Raw genomic sequence first — 23,808 nt, forward strand, 5'->3', positions numbered from 1 at the left:
GGTTACCGCATCATGAGTAAGATTGCATTTTTATTTCCCGGACAGGGATCACAATATATCGGTATGGGAAAAGACCTGTACGAACGCGAAGAAGCGTCAAAACGTATTTTTGATGAAGCGGATGAAACGCTTGAAACAAAGCTGAGCTCGCTCATTTTTGAAGGCGACGCCGAAGAATTAACCCTTACATACAATGCGCAGCCCGCGCTGTTGACAACGAGCATTGCCGTATTGGAAAAGTTTAAAGAATTCGGCATCACCCCTGATTTCACCGCCGGACACAGCCTCGGAGAATATTCGGCGCTTGTTGCGGCGGGAGCGATGACATTTAAAGATGCCGTTCACACGGTAAGAAAACGGGGAGAATTCATGAATGAAGCCGTGCCGGCCGGAGAAGGCGCCATGGCAGCTATTCTCGGAATGGATGCGGAGTCCTTGAAAAAGGTGACGGATCAAGTGACGGAAAACGGTCATCTCGTACAGCTTGCAAACTTGAACTGCCCCGGCCAGATCGTAATTTCCGGAACGGCAAAAGGTGTGGAGCTGGCTTCAGAGGAAGCGAAAAACAACGGAGCAAAACGGGCAATCCCATTAGAAGTAAGCGGACCGTTCCATTCTGAATTAATGAAGCCGGCAGCGCAAAAACTCGAGGAGGTGCTCAGCGCCTGTGAGTTAAAAAATGCGGCTGTTCCCGTGATTTCAAACGTTTCGGCTGACGTTATGACAGAAAAAGACGATATCAAGAAAAAACTGATCGAACAGCTGTACTCACCTGTTCGCTTTGAAGAAACCATTAACAAACTGATTGACGAAGGCGTCACGACGTTTGTTGAAATCGGGCCAGGAAAAGTGCTTTCAGGCCTTGTGAAAAAAGTGAACCGCCGCCTTAAAACAATCGCGGTTTCTGACCATGAAACCATCGAACTGGCGATTCAAACGCTGAAGGAGGAGAATCAGGATGCTTAATGAAAAAACAGCAGTGGTAACGGGAGCGTCCCGCGGAATCGGGCGGGCGATCGCGCTTGATCTTGCGAAAAACGGCTGTAACGTAGTAGTCAACTACTCCGGGAATGAAGCGAAAGCGAACGAAGTCGTAGATGAAATCAAATCTTTGGGCCGAAACGCGATCGCGGTAAAAGCCGATGTATCAAATTCCGAAGAAGTACAAAACATGATGAAAGAGGCTGTCGCTGCATTTTCTTCAATCGACATTCTCGTGAACAATGCGGGGATCACAAAAGACAATCTTCTGATGAGAATGAAAGAAAATGAATGGGATGATGTCATTAACATTAACCTGAAAGGTGTATTCAACTGCACGAAAGCCGTGACAAGACAGATGATGAAACAGCGCTCCGGCCGGATTATCAACGTATCATCAATCGTCGGCGTCAGCGGAAACCCCGGCCAGGCGAACTATGTGGCGGCAAAAGCCGGTGTAATCGGCTTAACGAAGTCATCAGCCAAAGAGCTTGCGAGCCGAAATATTACGGTCAATGCCATTGCTCCGGGCTTTATTTCTACAGATATGACGGACAAGCTTTCTAAAGAAGTCCAAGATGAAATGCTGAAGCAGATTCCGCTCGCGCGTTTCGGTGATCCTTCCGATATCAGCAGCGTTGTTACGTTCCTTGCTTCTGAAGGATCGCGTTATATGACGGGCCAAACCCTTCATATTGACGGCGGAATGGTGATGTAAAGATTTGTTTTTAAAATTTCATCCTAGTTTCTCTAGTTTTTTAAAAACGAATCCTCTATAATACTTGAGGGGAGGTGAATTGCTATGGCAGATACATTAGAGCGTGTAACGAAAATCATCGTAGACCGCCTTGGCGTTGATGAAGCTGACGTCAAACTTGAAGCTTCTTTCAAGGAAGACTTAGGTGCTGATTCCCTAGATGTAGTTGAGCTTGTTATGGAACTTGAAGACGAGTTTGATATGGAGATTTCTGACGAAGATGCTGAAAAGATTGCAACAGTCGGCGACGCTGTGAACTACATACAAAACCAGCAATAAGCTGATGCTAAAAGTCCCGCCTGACAGCGGGGCTTTAGCCCTTTAATCGTTCGGTTACCGGCGTCTGACGCTGTACGCGCTGCCGATTCCGTTTACGGCGGGGAGCGCGGTGAACCTGATGTGCCTATGGAGGTTACTATGTCAAAACACTCACATTTTAAAGATAAAAAAAAGTTCTATAAAAAAATAGAGCAATTTAAAGAGTTCCAAGAACGGATTTCGGTTCATTTTCAAAACGAGAAACTTTTGTATCAAGCATTTACACATTCATCTTATGTGAATGAGCATCGGAAAAAGCCGTATGAAGACAATGAAAGGCTTGAATTTTTAGGTGACGCTGTTTTGGAACTGACGATCTCCCAATTCTTATTTGCCAAATACCCGGCCATGAGTGAAGGAGATTTGACGAAGCTGAGAGCCGCTATCGTATGCGAGCCGTCACTCGTCTCACTTGCCCATGAATTGTCATTCGGCGATCTTGTTCTCTTGGGAAAAGGAGAAGAAATGACGGGCGGCAGAAAGCGTCCTGCGCTTTTAGCGGATGTGTTTGAAGCGTTTATCGGCGCACTGTATCTGGATCAGGGCCTTGAGCCGGTTCAGCAATTCCTGAAAGTGTACGTGTTCCCTAAAATAAACGATGGTGCTTTTTCTCATGTGATGGATTTCAAAAGCCAGCTTCAAGAATTTGTACAGCGGGACGGAAAAGGATCGCTTGAGTACAAAATTCTCAATGAAAAAGGGCCTGCCCACAACCGGGAATTCGAGGCGCTTGTCTCTCTTAAAGGTGAGGCGCTCGGTATCGGGAACGGACGTTCCAAAAAAGAAGCCGAGCAGCATGCGGCACAGGAAGCTCTTGCGAAAATGCAAAAACATCATACGAAACAATAAAATCCCCCTGTTTCCCTAGGGGGATTTCAGTATGTCTGCGCCTGATATAAGCGGGTGATTATGATAATATTGAGATACTTATACGATAAGGAGGATCTGGGATGTTCCTCAAACGTTTAGACGTTATAGGATTTAAATCATTTGCAGAACGGATATCCGTTGACTTTGTAAAAGGCGTCACGGCCGTTGTCGGTCCGAACGGCAGCGGAAAGAGCAACATTACCGAAGCCATCCGCTGGGTGCTCGGCGAACAATCAGCCCGCTCGCTTCGGGGCGGAAAAATGGAAGATATCATTTTTGCGGGAAGTGATTCGCGCAAGCGGCTGAACCTTGCCGAAGTCACGTTAACGCTTGATAATGAAGATCATTTTCTCCCGATCGATTACCACGAAGTCAGCGTGACGAGACGGGTGTACCGTTCCGGAGAGAGTGAATTTCTCATCAACAATCAGCAGTGCCGTTTGAAAGACATCATTGACTTATTTATGGACTCCGGGCTCGGAAAAGAAGCATTCTCTATTATCAGCCAGGGGAAAGTCGAAGAGATTCTCAGCAGCAAAGCGGAAGACCGCCGCAGTATTTTTGAAGAAGCGGCCGGCGTGCTGAAATATAAAACAAGAAAGAAAAAAGCGGAAAACAAACTGTTTGAGACGCAGGATAACTTAAACAGGGTGGAAGATATTCTCCATGAGCTTGAAGATCAGGTCGAACCGCTGAAAATCCAGGCATCAATCGCCAAAGACTACTTAGAAAAAAAGAAAGAGCTTGAGCATGTCGAAATTGCCCTTACCGCCTTTGACATCGAACAACTGCATGGCAGATGGTCGGGTTTAAAAGACAAGGTGCAGGCTGCTAAAGAAGAAGAATTGGCGGAATCATCGGCTCTATCCGCAAAAGAAGCGATGATAGAAGAGACGAGAGATAAAATCCACGCGCTTGATGAATCCGTCAACGAACTGCAGCAGGTTCTGCTCGTGACAAGTGAAGAGCTGGAAAAGCTGGAAGGCCGGAAAGAAGTGCTGAAAGAGCGCAAAAAAAATGCCGCGCAAAACCGGGAACAGCTTGAGGAATCCGTTACACATTACACGAACAAAGAAGCCGAACTGAAAGCCGACATTGAAAAACAGTCTGCCGTCTATGATAAGCTGCGTGCGGAAGTGAAGCGGTTAAACGCCCAAGTGAAAGAAAAGCAGCAGGCTCTCAGTCTGCATAATGAAAATGTAGAAGAGAAAATTGAACAATTAAAAAGCGATTACTTTGAATTGTTAAACAGCCAGGCGTCGATTCGCAACGAGCTGCAGCTTTTAGATGACCAGATGTCCCAATCTGCGGTCCAGCAGGCGAGACTGACCGCAAACAATGAAAAATATCTTGAAGAACGTAACGATATTGCAGTCCGCAAAGCGGCGTGCGAAGAAGAATTGGCTGCCGTTGAAGAGGATATTCACAATCAGGTCGTCCGCTTTCGCGAAGTCCAGACAGCATATGAACAGAAAAAACGCCAATATGAAAAGAAAGAATCTGCGCTGTATCAGGCATATCAATTCGTCCAGCAGGCCAGATCCAAAAAAGATATGCTTGAAACGATGCAAGGCGATTTTTCAGGATTTTACCAAGGCGTAAAAGAAGTGCTGAAGCAGAAAGAGAAGCTCGGCGGCATCCGCGGCGCCGTTCTCGAACTGATTGCCACCGAACAAAAGTATGAAACGGCGATCGAGATTGCACTCGGCGCAGCGGCGCAGCACGTTGTCACAGACGACGAGCAGGCGGCGCGGAAAGCGATTCAATATTTAAAACAGAATTCATTCGGCCGCGCGACGTTCCTGCCGCTTACGGTTATGAAACCGCGCCAGCTCCAAACCCGTGATGAACAGACGGCTCAGAAGCATCCGTCTTTCCTCGGCACAGCGAGCGGGCTTGTCACATATGATGCCGCGTATCGGAATGTCATTCAAAACCTTCTCGGCACCGTGCTGATCACTGAAGATTTAAAAGGTGCGAATGAACTGGCCAAGCTTCTCGGGCACCGCTACCGCATCGTGACGCTTGAGGGCGATGTCGTCAATCCAGGCGGATCAATGACAGGCGGCGCGGTCAAAAAGAAAAACAATTCTCTGCTCGGCAGAAGCCGTGAGCTTGAGACGGTGACTGCGCGGCTTGCCGAAATGGAAGAAAAAACAGCTTTGCTCGAAAAAGAGGTCAAAACGCTGAAGCAGGCCATTCAAGAGCTTGAACATACGCTGAGCGGTCTCCGTGAAGACGGTGAAGCTTTCAGAACAAAGCAGCAGGATGTAAAAGGCAGGCTGTATGAACTCGAAGTCGCTGAAAAGAACATCAATACCCATCTGGAGCTTTACGATCAGGAGAAAGCATCACTGACCGAAAGCAGCCGGGAAAAAGAGACGCGCAAATCAGCTCTGGAAGAACAGCTGAGTGAGGCATCCGGCCAGCTGAAAGAGCTTGAGGAAGAGATGGAAAGGCTGACAAAACAAAAGCAGACCCTATCCTCAACAAAAGAAACGCTCTCTCATGAACTGACGGAATGTAAAGTGGCTGCTGCGAAAAAAGAACAGGCGTGTTCGAGTGAAGAAGACAACCTCAAACGGCTGAAAAAAGAGCTTGAAGAAACGCAGCTCGCTCTGAAAGAAACACGGGAAGATTTAAGCCTCCTGACCTCAGAGATGACGTCCAGCACAAGCGGTGAGGAGCAGCTTGAAGAAGCAGCCCATCACAAGCTTCACGATAAAACGAGAACGATCGAATTGATCGCCAGCCGGCGCGACCAGCGGGTGAAGCTCCAGCGGGCTCTTGATACGAACGAGCTTGAACTGAAAGAGATGAAGCGTCTGTATAAGCAAAAAACAGACATTCTGAAAGATGAAGAGGTAAAACTCGGCCGGATGGAAGTTGAGCTTGATAATCTCTTGCAGTATTTACGCGAGGAATACAGCTTATCCTTTGAAGGGGCAAAAGAACAATATCAGCTCGAACTCGAGCCTGAAGAGGCGAGAAAACGGGTCAAACTGATCAAGCTTTCAATTGAAGAGCTCGGAACGGTCAATCTCGGCAGCATCGATGAATTTGAAAGAGTAAACGAACGGTATCAGTTTTTAACAGAGCAGAAAAATGACCTGACGGAAGCGAAAAACACACTGTTTCAAGTCATTGAAGAAATGGATTCTGAAATGACGAAGCGATTCCATGAAACGTTTATCCAGATCCGTTCTCAATTCAACGACGTGTTCCGTTCTTTATTCGGAGGAGGACGGGCTGAACTGAAGCTGACTGATCCGAATGATCTTCTTAATTCCGGGGTGGACATTATCGCGCAGCCTCCGGGCAAAAAACTGCAAAACTTAAATCTTTTGTCAGGGGGAGAACGGGCGCTGACTGCCATTGCCCTTTTATTCTCCATTCTGAAAGTAAGGCCCGTGCCGTTCTGCGTCCTTGATGAAGTGGAAGCTGCGCTTGATGAAGCCAATGTATTCAGGTTTGCGCAATATTTAAAAAAATACAGCGGCGACAGCCAGTTTATCGTCATCACCCACAGAAAAGGCACCATGGAAGAAGCGGATGTCCTCTACGGTGTTACGATGCAGGAATCCGGCGTTTCCCGAATGGTTTCGGTCAAACTGGAAGAAACAAAAGAATTCGTTCAGTAACGAGGAAAGAGGTTGAAAGATGAGCTTTTTTAAAAAATTAAAAGAGAAAATCACGAAACAGACAGACTCCGTCTCTGAAAAATTTAAAGATGGTCTTGAAAAAACAAGAAATTCCTTCTCAAATAAAGTGAACGAACTCGTCTCCCGCTACCGAAAAGTCGACGAGGATTTCTTCGAAGAGCTTGAGGAAGTGCTGATTGGCGCTGACGTAGGTTTTACAACCGTCATGGAGCTGATTGATGAGCTCAAAAAAGAAGTGAAGCTGAAAAACATCCAGGATCCTCAGGAAGTGCAGTCCGTCATTTCTGAAAAGCTTGTCGACATTTATAACAGCGGCGACGAACAGATTTCTGAATTAAATATTCAGGACGGGCGCCTGAACGTTATTCTGCTTGTCGGGGTAAACGGCGTCGGAAAAACGACAACGATCGGAAAACTTGCCCATAAGCTGAAGAATGAAGGCAAATCCGTTGTGCTCGCTGCCGGAGACACCTTCAGAGCCGGGGCGATTGAACAGCTTGAAGTGTGGGGGGAGCGTACAGGCGTGCCTGTCATTAAACAGGCTGCCGGAAGCGACCCTGCTGCGGTTATTTATGATGCCGTACACGCGGCTAAAGCAAGAGGAGCGGATGTGCTGATTTGTGATACGGCCGGCCGCCTTCAGAATAAAGTAAACTTAATGAAAGAGCTTGAAAAAGTCAAACGCGTCATCGAACGCGAAGTGCCTGAGGCTCCGCATGAGGTTCTCCTTGCGCTGGACGCGACGACAGGCCAAAATGCGATGGCGCAGGCGAAAGAATTCTCCAAAGCGACGAATGTGACGGGTATCGCGTTAACGAAGCTTGACGGCACCGCAAAAGGCGGTATCGTCCTGGCGATCCGCAATGAGCTTCACATCCCCGTGAAACTGGTCGGCCTCGGAGAAAAGGTTGACGATCTCCAGCGGTTTGATGCAGAATCTTACGTATACGGTCTCTTTTCTGATTTAGTTGAAAAAGCCGAGGATTAATGAATAAAAAACGAGTATAAAATGGACGGTTTTATACTCGTTTTTTTATACGCATTGATAGATCGGAATGGAGGGGGCAATTGTTGGACAAATGGCTGAAAGCTGAATTGGAAAGTAAGGTCGGAGCGATAAACCATATGTCGCTGTTGGATGAACAGGGAGGCACTTCAACCGTTCGAAAAATAGTGGCCGGCCAAGACGCATTTCTGCTGAAAAGTTCTTTTCAACAGAAGTATCGGGAATGGTTAATGAGAGAAGCCTTCGTTTTACAAAAACTGACGGAAACTCGTCGTCTGCCTGTTCCTATTTATTATGGGATGATACAGGAACAGCATGCCAGCCATATCATCATGTCATTTGAGGATGGAATCACCCTGACTTCGGCTTTAAGAAAAGCAAAAGGGGATACTGAAAAGAAAAAGCTGATCAAAAGTTTCGGCCAGTTTCTGCAACGTCTGCATGAAACCGAAATGGTCCCTGGTTTACAGCCGGAATCAGACTGGCTCGATCTGCAAATCAAACGAGCCGGGGAATATGTCAAAAAAGGACAGGCTGAAGGAAGTGCAGAGCTTTTGAAGGAATTGGACAGGTACAGGCCTGTTCCTGTTCAGCAGACAATGATACACGGTGACTGCACGACTGATAATGTGCTGGTGAAAGACGGAGAGGTCTATCTGTTTATCGATGCTGCGGGAATATCGGCGGGAGATCCGCGATATGATGAATCATTAGCGATCAGTCATTTTGTCACAAACGAAGCATGCCTCAATGCTTTTTACGAAGGCTATTGCCGCTATCGTGTATCAAAACAAGAATTCGAGTATTTTAACGACGGTCTATATGAATTTTTTTGAAAAAACTTATTATGTAAAAAGAGCATCATGCTTTGACAAGATAAAAACTTGACACACGCTCTGAAACCATGTAAACTAAGTTTTTGTAAAGGGATTTGACTTAACAAAGGGGAGAGCTCAAATGTCGCTCGAAAAAACGACGAGAATGAACTATTTATTTGACTTCTATCAGTCGTTGCTGACGTCAAAACAAAAGAGCTATATGTCGCTTTATTATCTGGACGATTTCTCCCTTGGTGAAATAGCCGAAGAGTATGACGTTTCAAGGCAAGCCGTTTACGATAACATCAAACGGACTGAAGCGATGCTTGAACAATATGAAGAAAAACTGCTCCTTTTTAAAAAGTTTCAGGAGCGTAAAGAAATGTTTACAAAGCTGAAAGAGCTTGCTTCCGGGTTGCAGGAAGAGGAAAAAATGACGGCTCTGATTGAAGCGCTTGAGAAATTAGATTAGGAGGCGGCAAACAATGGCATTTGAAGGATTAGCCGACCGACTGCAAAAGACGATTTCAAAAATCCGCGGAAAAGGAAAAGTCAGCGAACAAGACGTAAAAGAGATGATGCGTGAAGTTCGTCTTGCGCTTCTTGAGGCTGACGTTAACTTTAAAGTCGTAAAGGATTTTGTGAAAAAAGTAAGTGAACGGGCTGTCGGACAGGACGTTATGCAGAGTCTGACACCCGGTCAGCAGGTTATTAAAGTCGTAAAAGAAGAGCTTACCGAGCTGATGGGCGGCGAAGAAAGCAAAATTGCCGTCGCCAAACGCCCGCCGACCGTTATTATGATGGTCGGGCTCCAAGGTGCCGGTAAAACGACAACCACGGGGAAGCTTGCCAACCTGCTGCGCAAAAAACATAACCGCAAACCGCTGCTCGTGGCTGCGGATATTTACCGCCCCGCCGCGATTAAACAGCTGGAAACCCTGGGGAAACAGCTTGATATGCCGGTCTTTTCGCTTGGCGATCAGGTCAGCCCGGTGGAAATTGCCAGACAGGCGATTGAAAAAGCGAAGGAAGAGCATCATGATTATGTGATTTTAGACACCGCCGGACGGCTGCACATCGATCATGAACTGATGGATGAGCTCTCCGGCGTAAAGGAAGTCGCAAATCCTGAGGAAATTTTCCTTGTCGTCGACTCAATGACCGGTCAGGATGCGGTAAACGTCGCCAAAAGCTTTAATGACCAGCTCGGTTTAACGGGTGTCATTTTAACAAAGCTTGACGGGGATACCCGCGGAGGTGCGGCGCTTTCTATCCGCGCGGTCACCGAAACGCCGATTAAATTCGCCGGAATGGGAGAAAAGCTCGATGCTCTTGAAGCGTTCCATCCTGAACGGATGGCATCCCGGATTCTCGGAATGGGTGACGTGCTGACCTTGATTGAAAAAGCTCAGGCGACTGTTGATGAAGACAAAGCCAAAGAGCTTGAGCAGAAAATGAGAACGATGAGCTTCACATTGGATGATTTTCTGGAGCAGCTCGGCCAGGTCCGAAACATGGGGCCTCTTGACGAACTGCTGCAAATGATGCCCGGCGCAGGCAAAATGAAAGGCTTAAAAAACATCCAAGTCGATGAAAAACAGCTGAATCATGTGGAAGCGATCATTAAATCAATGACTGTTCTTGAAAAAGAACAGCCGGATATCATTAACGCCAGCCGGCGGAAGCGGATTGCCAAAGGAAGCGGAACATCCGTTCAGGAAGTCAACCGTCTTTTAAAGCAGTTTGAGGAAATGAAAAAAATGATGAAGCAGATGACCAACATGACAAAAGGGAAGAAAAAAGGCTTTAAATTACCTTTTATGTAATCGGTTATACATGATAAAACCGTTGTTAAGAAAAAACACTTTACAAACACTTTTATCATTGTTAATATACTATCTTGTTGAAATATTTTCGGAGGTGCTAGTAAAATGGCAGTAAAAATTCGTTTAAAACGTATGGGAGCAAAAAAATCTCCTTTCTATCGTATTGTTGTAGCAGATTCTCGTTCACCGCGTGACGGCCGTTTCATCGAAACAGTCGGCACATACAACCCGGTTGCAAAGCCGGCTGAAGTGAAAATCAACGAAGAGCTTGCTCTTAAATGGCTTCAAACAGGAGCTAAACCTTCTGATACAGTCCGCAACTTGTTCTCAAGCCAAGGAATTATGGAAAAATTCCACAACGCTAAACAAGGCAAGTAATGACTGATCAGAACTTGGAAGATTTGATTGTCAGCATTGTGGCTCCGCTTGTCGACCATCCGGAAGACATAACGGTCACAAAGGAAGAGACTGATCAAAAGATTGCGCTGCGCTTATCTGTCAATAAGTCAGATACCGGTAAGATTATCGGAAAGCAAGGCCGGACTGCAAGAGCGATTCGAACCGTCGTTTTTGCAGCTGGCGCACAGTCTTCTAAGAAAGTTCAATTTGAAATATTTGACTGAAAAAGGGAGAGGGCCGGCACCTCCCCTTTTTTTACACGTAAAAAAGGCAAATGAACAGAAATATGTTGGAAGAGTGGGGAGTCTGGTCCTATGCAGATTATTCACAGGGTAACCGTTATGCAGGTTCTGACCGAGCAAAGCAAGGAAAAGCTTTTGGCCTCTTTTGCAGAAAAAAAGCAAACGCTTGAACGAGAATGCAGCCAGCTCTATTTTCAGCTTAGAAAACATGAAAAAGATCAGCAGAATCCCGATGTAGCGGAATCTTTTAAAAAAGCCATTGAGAAAAGACAAGACAAAATCAAAATGATCGATTTCCAAATAAGCCAGACAGAGTCGCTCCCGCTTGGAAGCGAAGTGAAGGAAAAGGAGATCGATGCGCTGCTTTCAATCAATGTCGGTGATAACTGGCATGAAAAAACAGCGGCAAATACCATCGTCATAAAAGACGGGGTAGTAATTGAAATCCGCCCGAGGTGATAATATGACAAACAGATGGTTTAATGTAGGCAAAATTGTAAATACCCACGGCATTAAAGGCGAAGTGCGGGTCATTTCTAAAACGGACTTTGCCGAAGAACGGTACAAGCCCGGCAATACGCTCTATTTGTTTGCGGAAGGGGCTGCGGAGCCAATTAAAGTAACGGTCAGCGCCCACAGGCTTCACAAGCAGTTTCACCTGCTGCAATTCAAAGAAATGCCGAGTCTCAATGAAGTCGAACACCTAAGAAACATGGTGATCAAAGTCCCTGAAGAAGACTTGGGAGAGCTTGAAGAAGATGAATTTTATTTTCATGAAATCATCGGCTGCGAGGTTGTGTCAGAAGACGGGGAACTGATCGGCACAGTGAAGGAAATCTTGACGCCAGGGGCTAATGACGTATGGGTGGTTGCAAGAAAAGGCAAAAAAGATGCGCTCATTCCGTATATTGCTTCCGTGGTAAAGGATATTAATATAAATGAGAAGAAAATTAAGATTCATGTAATGGAAGGGTTAATAGACGAATGAAAATCGACTTTTTAACACTGTTTCCCGAAATGTTTCAAGGGGTGCTCGGCTCCTCCATTCTGCAAAAAGCACAGGAAAAAGAGGCTGTCCGTTTTGACGTCATCAATTTCCGGGCTTTTTCGGATAATAAACACCAAACGGTTGATGATTACCCGTACGGCGGGGGAGCCGGGATGGTGTTAAAGCCGCAGCCTGTATTTGATGCGGTTGAAAAGCTGACAGCCGGTACGGACGCCAAGCCGCGCATTATTCTCGTCTGCCCGCAAGGTGAGCGTTATACGCAGAAGAAAGCCGAGGAGCTGGCACAAGAGGAACATCTCATGTTTATTTGCGGACATTATGAAGGGTATGATGAACGGATCCGGGAACATCTTGTCACTGATGAAATCTCCATCGGGGATTTTGTGCTGACCGGGGGAGAGCTCCCTGCCATGATGATTGCCGACAGCGTTGTCAGGCTTTTGCCGGGCGTCCTCGGAAAAGAAGCATCCCACGTGGAGGATTCCTTCAGCACAGGGCTTTTAGAGCATCCGCACTATACGAGGCCTGCAGATTATAGAGGCTTAAAAGTGCCTGAGACCCTTCTGTCGGGCAACCATGCAAAAATACAAAAATGGCGCAATAAAGAATCAATCAGAAGAACCTTTTTAAGACGTCCCGATCTTCTTGAAAACTATCCTCTCACTGATGAGCAAAGAAAATGGATTTCCGAGTGGGAAAACGAATAGATTCTATTGCGCAGGCGATGAAGATATGATAAGATACTACTTGTGGCTTAAGGAGGCTTATCCTTCAGAAGCTTGAAAACGATGTTCCGCTGTGCCTTGCAGTTGTGGCCAAGAGCATCTGTTGGAAGGAGTTGAAAACGATGCAAAAACTAATTCAAGATATCACAAAAGAACAGCTTCGCACTGATCTTCCTGCGTTCCGTCCTGGTGACACTTTACGTGTACACGTAAAAGTTGTTGAGGGTAACCGTGAGCGTATCCAGATCTTCGAAGGTGTTGTGATCAAGCGTCGTGGTGGTGGAATCAGCGAAACGTTCACAGTTCGTAAGATTTCTTACGGTGTTGGCGTTGAACGTACATTCCCTGTACACACACCAAAAATCGCGAAAATCGAAGTTGTACGTTACGGTAAAGTACGTCGCGCTAAGCTTTACTACCTGCGTGAACTTCGCGGAAAAGCGGCTCGTATTAAAGAAATCAGACGATAATGATAACGAACGAAAAGAGCTTGTTACCCGTAACAGGCTCTTTTTTTATATGAAATTTGTAAAAGCAGAACAAGCAACGTAAAATACATAAGAGATCATCGGAACATCCGGTTCCGGTAAATAAGGCAGGTGTCGAAGTCACATGACCATTCAATGGTTCCCAGGCCATATGGCTAAAGCGAGACGGGAAGTAACAGAAAAACTGAAATTAATTGATATCGTATACGAATTGGTGGATGCGAGAATCCCGATGTCATCGAGAAATCCGATGATTGAGGAGATTTTAAAAAATAAGCCGCGCATTATGCTTTTAAATAAAGCCGATAAGGCGGATGCGGCTGTGACTGCCCAGTGGAAGGACCACTTTCAGGAACAGGGCATTCCCTCTCTTTCAATAAACTCCGTTAACGGGCAGGGACTGCATCAAATCGTGCCGTCCTCAAAAGAGCTGCTGAAGGATAAGTTCGATAAAATGAAAGCAAAGGGCATTAGGCCGAGAGCAATCCGCGCATTAATCATCGGCATTCCGAATGTCGGCAAGTCTACGCTCATTAACCGGCTGGCCAAGAAAAACATTGCCAAGACGGGAGACAGGCCCGGCATTACCACTTCACAGCAGTGGGTAAAGGTAGGCAAGGAATTAGAGCTGCTCGATACACCGGGAATTTTATGGCCTAAATTTGAAGATGAGCTTGTCGGCTTGCGTCTGGCGATCACCGGGGCGATTAAAGATACGATTATCAACCTGCAGGATGTGGCCGTCTTCGGGCTGCGCTTTCTGGAAGAGCATTATCCCGACCGCTTGAAGGAGCGCTACGGACTTCAGGAAATCCCTGAGGATATCGCCGCTCTTTTCGACGCGATCGGTGAAAAACGCGGCTGTTTGATGGGCGGCGGAATGGTTGACTATGATAAAACAACGGAAGTCATCATTCGGGACATCCGGACGGAAAAATTCGGCAGGCTTTCATTTGAAACACCATCAGAATAAAGACGCGCAGCGATGCGGGTCTTTATTTTTTCCGCAGAATACCGATATACATAATGTAAGGGAGAAGAGAACGTGAATACATTAACCGTAAAAAGCGTAAAAGAACGCCTGCAAGAGGTCAGGGACGAAAGCGACCCCTTCCTTGCCCAATGTGAGAAAGACCCGAGAAAAAGCGTACAGGCGCTTTTAGAGCAATGGCTGAAAAAGCACGCGAAGGAAAAAGCTCTTAAAGAGCAATGGCTGAACATGACGGCATACGAAAGACTGTCATCCAAAAAGGGCTTCCGCCTGATTGCGGGTGTTGACGAAGCCGGAAGAGGGCCGCTTGCCGGACCGGTTGTCGCCGGCGCCGTCATTTTGCCGGCAGAATGCGAGATTCTCGGTCTCACGGACTCGAAGAAATTGTCTGAAAAGAAGCTCGAGGAGTATTACAGCCGGATCACGGAAGAAGCGGCGGCTGTAGGAGTCGGCATTGTCCATGCGGACGTCATTGACCGGATCAACATTTATGAGGCCGCGAGACTGGCGATGGTAAAAGCCGTCAATGCTTTAACGGAAACACCTGATTATCTGCTTGTTGATGCCATGACCCTTCCGCTTGACATTCCGCAGTCATCAGTTATAAAAGGGGATGCCAAAAGCGTGTCAATTGCCGCCGGAGCCTGCATCGCAAAAGTAACGCGGGACCGTCTCATGGCTGAGTACGCCAAAACCTACCCCATGTACGGCTTTGAAAAAAATAAAGGCTACGGAACGAAAGAACATCTTGAAGCTCTTCAGGCATACGGACCGACAACTATTCACCGAAAAACGTTCGCTCCCGTTCAATCTTATTGTTAGAAAAGAGGCTTAAGACATGAACATAAGCGGCGAAATCCAAGCGGCTTTCAGACAGCTGACGGCGGAAATCCCTCCGGACCGGCAAGACGGCGGTAAAGACAGCGGCGCTCAAAGGCTGCTGTTAGGGAAGGTTCTCCGTTTGCTGGACGATCAAAGCGCTCTTATCCAAATCGGCGGCCGGACGATGCAGGGAAAACTTGAAACCCCCCTTCGTCCGCAGGCGTATTACTGGTTTTCTTATGACAAACAGCCGGCGGAAAAAACGGGCCGGCTTCATGTCATTGACCAATTCGAAGGAAGCCCGAAAACCGTTCAGGAAGCGGCGGGAAGACTGTTAAACGCTCTTTCTGTCAAACCAGGCCCTGTGTCTCTGCAGATTGCCGAAACGTTTATGCAGCAGAAGCTGCCGATGACGGAAAACAGCCTCAAAGCTTGCATCCGCTGGGCTGAATCGTTTCCGGCCGCCGAATTGAAAAAAGCGGCGGAAACAATCGTATTTGCGCTGAAACGGGAACTGCCCGCACATCCGGAAGTCTTGTCAGCCATTCATGCTGTTAAATATCCGGTTCCGACCCGGCGCCTCCTCTCAGGACTGCTTCAGGCAATCAATCAGGCTCCGCAATCGGCAAAAGAGCTGTCTGTGCTCAAAGAGGCGGTTTCTGACGTGTTAAACGCGGAAACGGATCTTCATGCAGAACGTCTCCTGAAGAAGCTTGCCGAGGCTGCACGCATGCCGCTCTCAGAAACCGGGCTGATGGATGAAGGAGAACGGACGGAATCAAAACAATCACCATTTGTCCGAGAGACTCGTGAAAACGGAAAGGCAGTCTCAAGCCAGCCTTCTCCTCCGAGTGCACGGGCAAATCCGGAACTGCCTGAAAAAACGGCAAAACAGATTATAGAGAAATTAATGACATCGGCAGAAAAAACTGAAAACCGTCCCGTAAAAGTAACGGCGGAGATCATTAAGGCTTTCATTTCTCAAGAAAAAACATTTAAAACAGCACCTGTTCTTCAAAACGCACAACTGACAGAACAGGAGGCGGCTGTTTTCGAAAAAGCCGCTCAGCTCACCGAATTGAAATATGCAGAAAAACATGATGTATTAAGCCTTTTGCAGAAAATCAAAAAAGGACTGGGCACACGTGATGAATTATCATTCATTACAGCGCTTGAAAAAGGCGTGTCTCCGCAGCCGGAGAAACAAGCGCTGAAAACAGCCCTCCAAGCCGTCCGGACGCTTCAAGAAGCGCCCCAATCCGTTAAACAAGAGGCGGAACCGCTTATTCATAAATTAAACGGCCAGCTGTTTATTGAGCAGCATAACCCTTCTTTTACGCAGATGGTGCTGTCATTTCCGCTGGGAGCGTCCGCGTATGAGAATGACATCACAGTTCTCTTTAAAGGACGGAAGAAGCCGGACGGAAAACTCGATCCGTCACATTGCAGGCTCCTGTTTTTGCTGCACCTTGAAACACTGCAAGAAACCGTTGTGGACTGCATGATTCAGCAAAATGTAATGACCATTACGGTTGAGACTGATTTTGAGCTTCAGGCGGCCATCGACCCTCTCGTACCGGCTTTAAAAGAAGCCGTAAAAGAAACGGGCTTCAGCCTGTCAGGCGTCACGGCTAAAAAACGGCGCCCGAAAGACCAGAGCGCTCTTGTGGAAGAGTTTATAGAAAAAGACGGCGGAAGAAAAGTGGATGTGAAAATATGAAAGAGCAAACGCCGTTAAGAAGAGCTGTCGCCCTGCATTACGACCGGCAGAAAGACCAAGCCCCGAAGGTTGTCGCAACAGGCAGGGGGCACGTGGCGGAAAATATTATAAAAGAAGCTGAGAAGGCTGGGGTTCCCATTCAGGAAGACAGAACCCTTGTCGAATTAATGCGCCATTTGACGGTTGACGATCAGATACCGGAGGCGCTTTATGAAACCGTTGCCGAAATTTTTTCATTTGTTTACAAACTGGACGAAACCCTGAAAAACGAAAAATAAGGACCATTCATTTCCCGGACTCCGTTTAAATTTATATTTTCAATAAAATAAAAGTTAGAATGTTTGGAAGGATATAAAGATTTTGTTTTGAACCCTAGACAATTCTTCCAGTATTATATAGAATGAAAGCGCAGTCTATTTTTAGTTTTGCTACATAAGTTAGGAGGATGGGAAATGAATATCCATGAGTACCAGGGAAAAGAAGTCCTCAGAAAATACGGGGTGTCTGTTCCTGAAGGTAAAGTGGCTTTTACAGCAGAGGAAGCAGTTGAAAAAGCAGAGAGCCTGTCAAGCTCGGTTTATGTCGTAAAGGCGCAAATCCATGCTGGCGGCCGCGGCAAAGCTGGTGGGGTAAAGATTGCAAAAACAAAAGATGAAGTGAAAGAGTATGCCGAAGAACTGTTAGGCAAGACGCTCGTCACACATCAAACGGGTCCGGACGGACAAGTAATAAAACGCTTACTTATTGAAGAAGGCTGCGATATTAAAAAGGAATACTATGTCGGGCTTGTACTTGACCGCGCTACTTCAAGAATCGTTTTAATGGCGTCTGAAGAAGGCGGAACGGAGATTGAAGAAGTAGCGGAAAAAACACCTGAAAAAATTAAAAAAGCGGTAATTGATCCGGCTGTCGGCCTTCAGGGCTATCAGGCAAGGGAAATTGCATTCGCAATTAACATCCCGAAAGAGCTTGTCGGCAAAGCCGCTAAATTTATGCTCGGTTTATATAAAGCATTTGTTGAGAAGGACTGCTCCATCGCCGAGATCAACCCTCTCGTCGTTACGGGGGACGGAAACGTCATGGCGCTGGATGCTAAGCTGAACTTCGACAGCAATGCGTTATACAGACAAAAAGACATTATGGAATACAGAGATTTAGATGAAGAAGATCCGAAAGAAATCGAAGCGTCAAATTACGATTTAAGCTACATTTCCCTTGATGGAAATATCGGCTGTATGGTAAACGGCGCGGGTCTTGCAATGTCTACTATGGATATCATTAAACACTACGGCGGAGAACCTGCAAACTTCCTTGATGTCGGGGGCGGCGCAACCGCAGAAAAAGTTACGGAAGCTTTTAAAATCATTCTTTCCGATCAAAACGTAAAAGGAATTTTCGTCAATATTTTCGGAGGTATCATGAAGTGTGATGTCATCGCCGAGGGCGTTGTTGAAGCGACGAGACAAGTCGGATTGACATTGCCGCTGGTCGTGCGCCTTGAAGGGACAAACGTAGATTTAGGAAAGAAAATCCTGAATGAATCAGGCTTAAACATCACATCTGCGGAATCAATGGCAGACGGCGCACAGAAAATAGTATCCTTAGTTTAGGAAAGAATGAAAGGCAGGGGACCAGATAATGAGTGTTTTTATCAATAAAGATACAAGAGTTATTGTACAGGGGATTACAGGTTCTACCGCTTTATTTCATACAAAGCAGATGCTGGAATACGGCACGAATATCGTTGGCGGTGTAACACCTGGAAAAGGCGGAACGGAAGCGGAAGGCGTACCGGTATTCAATACGGTCGCAGAAGCGGTTCATACAACGGGCGCAGATGCGTCAGTTATTTACGTGCCGGCTCCGTTTGCGGCGGACGCAATTATGGAAGCGGTTGACGCGGAAATTGATCTTGTCATTTGTATCACTGAGCACATTCCGGTTTTGGACATGGTGAAAGTGAAGCGCTTTATGGAAGGCAAGAAAACGAGATTAATAGGGCCGAACTGCCCTGGTGTTATTACACCTGAAGAATGCAAGATCGGCATTATGCCGGGATACATTCATAAAAAGGGCCATGTAGGCGTTGTGTCCCGTTCAGGAACATTGACATACGAGGCCGTCCATCAGCTTTCAGAAGCCGGCGTAGGCCAATCTACCGCTGTAGGGATCGGCGGCGATCCGGTCAACGGCACGAACTTTATTGACGTGTTAAAAGCGTTCAACGAAGATCCTGAAACACATGCAGTCATCATGATCGGAGAAATCGGCGGCACAGCTGAAGAAGAAGCGGCTGAGTGGGTGAAAGCGAACATGACGAAGCCTGTTGTCGGCTTTATCGGCGGTAAAACCGCGCCTCCGGGAAAACGCATGGGCCATGCGGGCGCCATCATCTCCGGAGGAAAAGGCACGGCAGAAGAAAAAGTCAAAACGATGAACGCCTGCGGAATTGAAGTCGCGGAAACCCCTTCTGTAATGGGTGAAACGCTGATTAAGGTGTTAAAAGAAAAAGGCTTGTTTGAAACGTGCAAAACTCACTGATCGAAGCAGGGGCAGCCGTAACGGCTGTTCCTGTTTTTGCTGAAAAAAAGAGGAGGTTTCCAGATTTGGATCAAGCATCGCGCTGTTTAATGGTCTGCAGTATTAATCAAATCATTTCCCCGTCTCTTCTATTAAAATGGTGGAAAGCTGATCACTCTCTGTCTTTTTTACCGAATCCGCATCCATTAACTGTTTTATCAGAAGGGAAAACAGCCCCGGAAGCAATTTTTCGGGAAATAGAGCGCAAGGATCCGGAACTTGATGAAGTTCTGTCCGATTACCGCCGCGAAGGCATTACTGTCATTCCGATTTCATCAAGCCGCTATCCAACATGGCTTAAAGCGATTTATGATCCGCCGGCTGTCTTGTATGCAAAAGGGAACACGCTGCTTCTTGAAAAAGGCAGAAAAATCGGGATTGTAGGAACGCGGAAACCGACGGAAGACGGAATAAAAGCGGTTGGGCATCTTTCCGCCGAACTCTCAAAAAAAGGCTGGGTCATTGTAAGCGGGCTTGCATCCGGTATAGACGGATTGTCTCATAAGGCGAGCATCAGGGCAAAAGGGCTTACGATCGGCGTGATAGCCGGCGGATTCCATCACATCTATCCCCGGGAAAATCTCCTGTTAGCAGAATACATGGCTGAACACCATCTCCTACTCTCAGAACATCCTCCTGAAACAAAGCCGAAAAAATGGCACTTTCCGATGAGAAACCGCATAATCAGCGGACTAAGTGAAGGAATTGTGGTCGTGCAGGGAAAAGAAAAAAGCGGTTCATTAATCACAGCTTACCAGGCTCTCGATCAAGGCAGAGAGGTATTTGCCGTTCCGGGTTCCATATTTAATCCATATTCCGGAGGACCTATAAAACTCATTCAAGAAGGGGCGAAAGCTGTATTATGCGCAGAGGATATTGACGGAGAGCTGACCGCCCGATGCGTTCAGTATACGGAACCCTTTTGAAATATCGTTTGACAAACGGTATTGTAATATTTAATAATAGTGAGGATTTAAAGTTGCACATTATTTTCATGTATAAAATGACGTTCATCATAAAGAATGAAATGTTGAAAGCCATAAAAAGGCAGCTCTAAAATGAATTGATACTTGAAAAGAGAGAGAACACCTCTTGAGGGGGATGAAAATGTCTGATTATCTAGTCATCGTGGAATCGCCGGCAAAGGCGAAAACGATTGAACGTTATTTAGGGAAGAAATATAAAGTCAAAGCTTCAATGGGACATGTCCGGGATCTTCCGAAAAGTCAAATGGGAGTTGACATCGAACAGAACTTTGAACCGAAATATATTACGATCCGCGGAAAAGGCCCTGTTTTAAAAGAATTAAAAACAGCGGCAAAGAAAGCAAAAAAAGTTTATCTCGCGGCCGACCCCGACAGAGAAGGGGAAGCGATTGCATGGCATCTCGCACACAGTCTTGATCTGGATCTCAGCTCGGACTGCCGGGTCGTCTTTAATGAAATAACGAAAGACGCCATTAAAGAATCATTTAAACATCCGCGCATGATTAATATGGATCTTGTCGATGCGCAGCAGGCGCGCCGCATACTAGACAGACTCGTCGGATACAAAATCAGCCCGATTCTTTGGAAAAAAGTAAAAAAAGGCCTCAGTGCGGGCCGTGTGCAATCCGTTGCGCTCCGGCTGATCATCGACCGGGAAAAGGAAATCAACGATTTTAAACCTGAAGAGTACTGGACGATTACCGGCTCATTTTTAAAAGGAAAAGAGACGTTTGAAGCCGGATTTTTCGGAAAAAACGGCAAAAAGCTTCCTTTAAAAAGCGAAGAAGACGTAAAAGCCATCCTTGCTCAGCTGAAAGGCAATAAGTATACAGTTGACAAGGTTACGAAAAAAGAGCGCAAACGAAATCCCGCTCTGCCGTTTACAACGTCCACTCTGCAGCAGGAGGCTGCAAGAAAGCTGAATTTCAGAGCGAAGAAAACGATGATGATCGCGCAGCAATTATATGAAGGAATTGATCTCGGCAAAGAAGGGACAGTCGGGCTCATCACGTATATGAGAACGGACTCAACGCGGATTTCCAATACAGCCGTTGAAGAAGCGTCAGCTTTTATTGATCAGGCGTACGGAAAAGAGTACTTAGCGGGAAAACGGAAACCGGCAAAGAAAAATGAAAACGCACAAGATGCCCACGAAGCGATCCGCCCGACTTCGGTGCTCAGAAAACCTGCCGACTTAAAAGCGGTGCTTGGAAGAGACCAGCTCAGATTATACAAGCTGATTTGGGAGCGCTTTGTTGCAAGCCAGATGGCGCCTGCAGTCCTTGATACGATGAGCGTCGATCTCAGCAATAACGGATTGACATTCCGGGCAAACGGAAGTAAAGTCAAATTCGCCGGCTTCATGAAAGTCTATGTAGAGGGTAAAGACGATCAGCTGGAAGAAAAAGACCGCATGCTTCCGGACCTTAAAGAGGGAGACACGGTTTTATCGAAAGATATTGAGCCTGAGCAGCACTTTACTCAGCCGCCTCCGCGTTATACAGAGGCGCGCCTGGTTAAAACGCTTGAAGAACTGGGGATCGGCCGTCCTTCGACATATGCGCCGACTCTTGACACCATCCAGCGCCGCGGTTACGTGGGATTAGACAATAAACGGTTTGTGCCGACTGAGCTTGGGCAGATCGTGCTGGATCTTATCATGGAGTTTTTCCCGGAAATCATTAACGTTGAATTCACGGCTAAAATGGAAAGAGACCTTGACCATGTTGAAGATGGCCAGACAGAATGGGTTCAAATCATTGACAGCTTCTATACTGATTTCGAAAAACGCGTGAAAAAAGCGGAAGCCGAAATGAAAGAAGTGGAAATTGAACCTGAATACGCCGATGAAGATTGTGAGTTATGCGGCTCCCGGATGGTTTATAAAATGGGCCGATACGGCAAATTTATGGCGTGCTCCAATTTCCCTGACTGCCGGAATACAAAACCGATTGTCAAACAAATCGGCGTAAAATGCCCTAAGTGCCATGAAGGAAACATTGTCGAACGAAAATCAAAAAAGAAACGCATCTTTTACGGCTGTGACCGTTATCCTGAATGCGACTTCGTATCTTGGGACAAACCGATTGAACGAAAATGCCCGAAATGTGAAAATATGCTCGTAGAGAAAAAGCTTAAAAAAGGCATACAAGTCCAATGCGTCGAATGCGATTATAAGGAAGAACCACAGAAGTAGCGGTGAGCAGAGCCTTGCTCACCTTCTTTGTGTGGAAGGGACAAACAACAGGAGATGAAAAGAAATGAACCAGCAAACAGTTAATGTAATCGGAGCAGGCCTTGCCGGAAGTGAAGCGGCATGGCAGCTTGCAAAACGAGGAATTCAAGTGAAACTATATGAAATGCGGCCCGTCAGGCAGACGGCAGCCCATCATACTGATAAATTCGCCGAACTGGTATGCAGCAACTCCCTCCGTTCAAATACACTCGCCAATGCGGTAGGCGTATTAAAAGAAGAAATGCGGGCCCTTGACTCGGCAATCATTCAATCTGCTGATAAATGCTCGGTTCCGGCCGGGGGAGCGCTTGCCGTTGACCGTCATGAATTTGCGCAAAGCGTGACGGATCTCGTGAAAAACCATCCGAACGTAACGGTTCTTACTGAGGAAGTAACAGAGATTCCGGAAGGCCCGACTGTTATCGCGACCGGACCGCTTACGTCAGAATCGCTTTCACAGCAGCTGAAAGAGCTCACGGGAGAAGAGTATCTGTATTTTTATGACGCGGCGGCGCCGATTGTCGAAAAAGACAGCCTCGATATGGAGAAAGTGTACTTAAAATCCCGTTATGACAAGGGAGAAGCGGCGTACTTAAACTGCCCGATGACAGAGGAAGAGTTCGACCGTTTCTATGAAGCATTGACGACGGCTGAGACGGTACCTTTAAAAGAATTCGAGAAAGAAATCTTCTTTGAAGGCTGCATGCCGATTGAAGTCATGGCGAAAAGAGGCAAGAAAACAATGCTGTTCGGACCGATGAAACCGGTCGGACTGGAAGATCCGAAAACAGGCAAGCGCCCTTATGCAGTCGTTCAGCTCAGACAGGATGATGCGGCGGGAACGCTTTATAATATTGTAGGTTTTCAGACACATTTAAAATGGGGAGACCAAAAAGAAGTGCTTAAACTGATCCCCGGTCTTGAAAATGTTGATATCGTCAGATACGGCGTCATGCACAGAAACACATTTATCAACTCGCCGAGCCTTTTGAACCCGACATATCAATTTAAACAGCGGAACGATCTGTTTTTCGCGGGCCAAATGACCGGCGTAGAGGGTTATGTTGAATCTGCCGCTTCAGGTCTTGTAGCGGGAATCAATGCCGCCAAACTTGTGCTCGGTCAGGATCTTGTGACATTCCCGCAGGAGACGGCGATCGGAAGCATGGCTCACTACATTACGACGACAAATCAGAAGAACTTCCAGCCGATGAATGCAAACTTCGGCCTCTTAAAAGAATTGCCTGTAAAAATTAAAAACAAAAAAGAACGAAATGAAGAATACGCTAAACGCGCAATTGAGACTATTCAAACTATTTCGAAAACGATATAGCTTTTCATTGCAACTTCGATGCATTATATGATACCATTT

Annotated in this window: 24 protein-coding genes; all 24 read left to right on the top strand. The window is 46.6% G+C overall.

Annotation, left to right across the window (positions count from 1 at the left end; all coding sequences use genetic code 11):
* The first annotated feature begins 12 nt into the window (after positions 1-12).
* The 24 genes from fabD to trmFO all read left to right on the top strand — a co-directional run bounded on the left by fabD (position 13) and on the right by trmFO (position 23,769).
* Positions 13-966 (top strand): ACP S-malonyltransferase, encoded by a 954-nt coding sequence (gene fabD, locus NSQ37_RS13860; protein WP_100001435.1) that lies wholly within the window; start codon positions 13-15, stop codon positions 964-966.
* Positions 959-1,699 carry a 3-oxoacyl-[acyl-carrier-protein] reductase gene (fabG, locus tag NSQ37_RS13865; RefSeq protein ID WP_003154312.1) on the top strand — a complete coding sequence of 247 codons (741 nt, stop codon included), beginning with the start codon at positions 959-961 and terminating at the stop codon, positions 1,697-1,699. Before fabD ends, fabG begins: the two co-directional genes overlap by 8 nt.
* A gap of 84 nt (positions 1,700-1,783) precedes the next feature.
* Complete coding sequence (gene acpP / locus NSQ37_RS13870) at positions 1,784-2,017, top strand: acyl carrier protein (protein ID WP_003154310.1); 234 nt, start codon at positions 1,784-1,786, stop codon at positions 2,015-2,017.
* Positions 2,018-2,155: 138 nt separating this feature from the next.
* Complete coding sequence (rncS, locus tag NSQ37_RS13875; RefSeq protein ID WP_014417754.1) at positions 2,156-2,905, top strand: ribonuclease III; 750 nt, start codon at positions 2,156-2,158, stop codon at positions 2,903-2,905.
* 101 nt (positions 2,906-3,006) lie between these two features.
* Positions 3,007-6,567, top strand: a complete 3,561-nt coding sequence (smc, locus tag NSQ37_RS13880) for a chromosome segregation protein SMC (RefSeq protein WP_337681089.1) — start codon at positions 3,007-3,009, stop codon at positions 6,565-6,567.
* A gap of 19 nt (positions 6,568-6,586) precedes the next feature.
* Positions 6,587-7,576, top strand: coding sequence for a signal recognition particle-docking protein FtsY (ftsY, locus tag NSQ37_RS13885; protein ID WP_003154301.1), 990 nt, complete (start codon positions 6,587-6,589; stop codon positions 7,574-7,576).
* Positions 7,577-7,659: 83 nt separating this feature from the next.
* Positions 7,660-8,430, top strand: coding sequence for a phosphotransferase family protein (locus NSQ37_RS13890; RefSeq protein ID WP_072589091.1), 771 nt, complete (start codon positions 7,660-7,662; stop codon positions 8,428-8,430).
* A gap of 121 nt (positions 8,431-8,551) precedes the next feature.
* Entirely contained in the window at positions 8,552-8,884 is a 333-nt protein-coding gene (locus NSQ37_RS13895) for a putative DNA-binding protein (protein WP_003154299.1), read from the top strand.
* Between the two features lie 13 nt (positions 8,885-8,897).
* Positions 8,898-10,238 carry a signal recognition particle protein gene (gene ffh / locus NSQ37_RS13900; RefSeq protein ID WP_007409763.1) on the top strand — a complete coding sequence of 447 codons (1,341 nt, stop codon included), beginning with the start codon at positions 8,898-8,900 and terminating at the stop codon, positions 10,236-10,238.
* Between the two features lie 105 nt (positions 10,239-10,343).
* Positions 10,344-10,616: a 30S ribosomal protein S16 gene (rpsP, locus tag NSQ37_RS13905; RefSeq protein ID WP_003154296.1), complete on the top strand. Its 273-nt coding sequence runs from the start codon at positions 10,344-10,346 to the stop codon at positions 10,614-10,616.
* Positions 10,616-10,861 carry a KH domain-containing protein gene (locus tag NSQ37_RS13910; protein WP_007611392.1) on the top strand — a complete coding sequence of 82 codons (246 nt, stop codon included), beginning with the start codon at positions 10,616-10,618 and terminating at the stop codon, positions 10,859-10,861. The genes rpsP and NSQ37_RS13910 overlap by 1 nt, the downstream gene beginning before the upstream one ends.
* Positions 10,862-10,951: 90 nt before the next feature.
* On the top strand, positions 10,952-11,338 hold the full coding sequence (locus tag NSQ37_RS13915; RefSeq protein WP_003154291.1) for a YlqD family protein: 387 nt from the start codon (positions 10,952-10,954) through the stop codon (positions 11,336-11,338).
* Positions 11,339-11,342: 4 nt separating this feature from the next.
* A complete protein-coding gene (gene rimM, locus NSQ37_RS13920) occupies positions 11,343-11,867 on the top strand; it encodes a ribosome maturation factor RimM (RefSeq protein ID WP_003154290.1) in 525 nt (174 codons plus the stop codon).
* Positions 11,864-12,595, top strand: a complete 732-nt coding sequence (gene trmD, locus NSQ37_RS13925) for a tRNA (guanosine(37)-N1)-methyltransferase TrmD (protein WP_007409764.1) — start codon at positions 11,864-11,866, stop codon at positions 12,593-12,595. Before rimM ends, trmD begins: the two co-directional genes overlap by 4 nt.
* Before the next feature lie 140 nt (positions 12,596-12,735).
* Entirely contained in the window at positions 12,736-13,083 is a 348-nt protein-coding gene (gene rplS, locus NSQ37_RS13930) for a 50S ribosomal protein L19 (RefSeq protein WP_003154288.1), read from the top strand.
* A 142-nt stretch (positions 13,084-13,225) separates the two neighbouring features.
* Positions 13,226-14,074, top strand: a complete 849-nt coding sequence (gene ylqF, locus NSQ37_RS13935; RefSeq protein ID WP_007611396.1) for a ribosome biogenesis GTPase YlqF — start codon at positions 13,226-13,228, stop codon at positions 14,072-14,074.
* A 72-nt stretch (positions 14,075-14,146) separates the two neighbouring features.
* A complete protein-coding gene (locus tag NSQ37_RS13940; protein WP_253612980.1) occupies positions 14,147-14,914 on the top strand; it encodes a ribonuclease HII in 768 nt (255 codons plus the stop codon).
* Between the two features lie 16 nt (positions 14,915-14,930).
* Complete coding sequence (locus NSQ37_RS13945) at positions 14,931-16,634, top strand: glycosyl transferase (protein WP_341123949.1); 1,704 nt, start codon at positions 14,931-14,933, stop codon at positions 16,632-16,634.
* The gene (locus NSQ37_RS13950) at positions 16,631-16,912 is read left to right on the top strand and encodes a FlhB-like flagellar biosynthesis protein (RefSeq protein WP_015239847.1); all 282 of its coding nucleotides are present in this window, start codon (positions 16,631-16,633) and stop codon (positions 16,910-16,912) included. Before NSQ37_RS13945 ends, NSQ37_RS13950 begins: the two co-directional genes overlap by 4 nt.
* Before the next feature lie 174 nt (positions 16,913-17,086).
* Positions 17,087-18,244: an ADP-forming succinate--CoA ligase subunit beta gene (gene sucC, locus NSQ37_RS13955; protein WP_094031703.1), complete on the top strand. Its 1,158-nt coding sequence runs from the start codon at positions 17,087-17,089 to the stop codon at positions 18,242-18,244.
* A 28-nt stretch (positions 18,245-18,272) separates the two neighbouring features.
* Positions 18,273-19,175 (top strand): succinate--CoA ligase subunit alpha, encoded by a 903-nt coding sequence (gene sucD, locus NSQ37_RS13960; RefSeq protein WP_003154281.1) that lies wholly within the window; start codon positions 18,273-18,275, stop codon positions 19,173-19,175.
* Positions 19,176-19,240: 65 nt separating this feature from the next.
* Positions 19,241-20,140, top strand: a complete 900-nt coding sequence (dprA, locus tag NSQ37_RS13965) for a DNA-processing protein DprA (RefSeq protein ID WP_094031704.1) — start codon at positions 19,241-19,243, stop codon at positions 20,138-20,140.
* A 181-nt stretch (positions 20,141-20,321) separates the two neighbouring features.
* The gene (gene topA, locus NSQ37_RS13970) at positions 20,322-22,397 is read left to right on the top strand and encodes a type I DNA topoisomerase (RefSeq protein ID WP_007409771.1); all 2,076 of its coding nucleotides are present in this window, start codon (positions 20,322-20,324) and stop codon (positions 22,395-22,397) included.
* Between the two features lie 64 nt (positions 22,398-22,461).
* A complete protein-coding gene (gene trmFO, locus NSQ37_RS13975) occupies positions 22,462-23,769 on the top strand; it encodes an FADH(2)-oxidizing methylenetetrahydrofolate--tRNA-(uracil(54)-C(5))-methyltransferase TrmFO (protein WP_012117550.1) in 1,308 nt (435 codons plus the stop codon).
* Positions 23,770-23,808 lie beyond the last annotated feature (39 nt).

The organism is Bacillus sp. FSL P4-0334 (genome assembly GCF_038004825.1).
Taxonomy (GTDB): domain Bacteria; phylum Bacillota; class Bacilli; order Bacillales; family Bacillaceae; genus Bacillus; species Bacillus velezensis.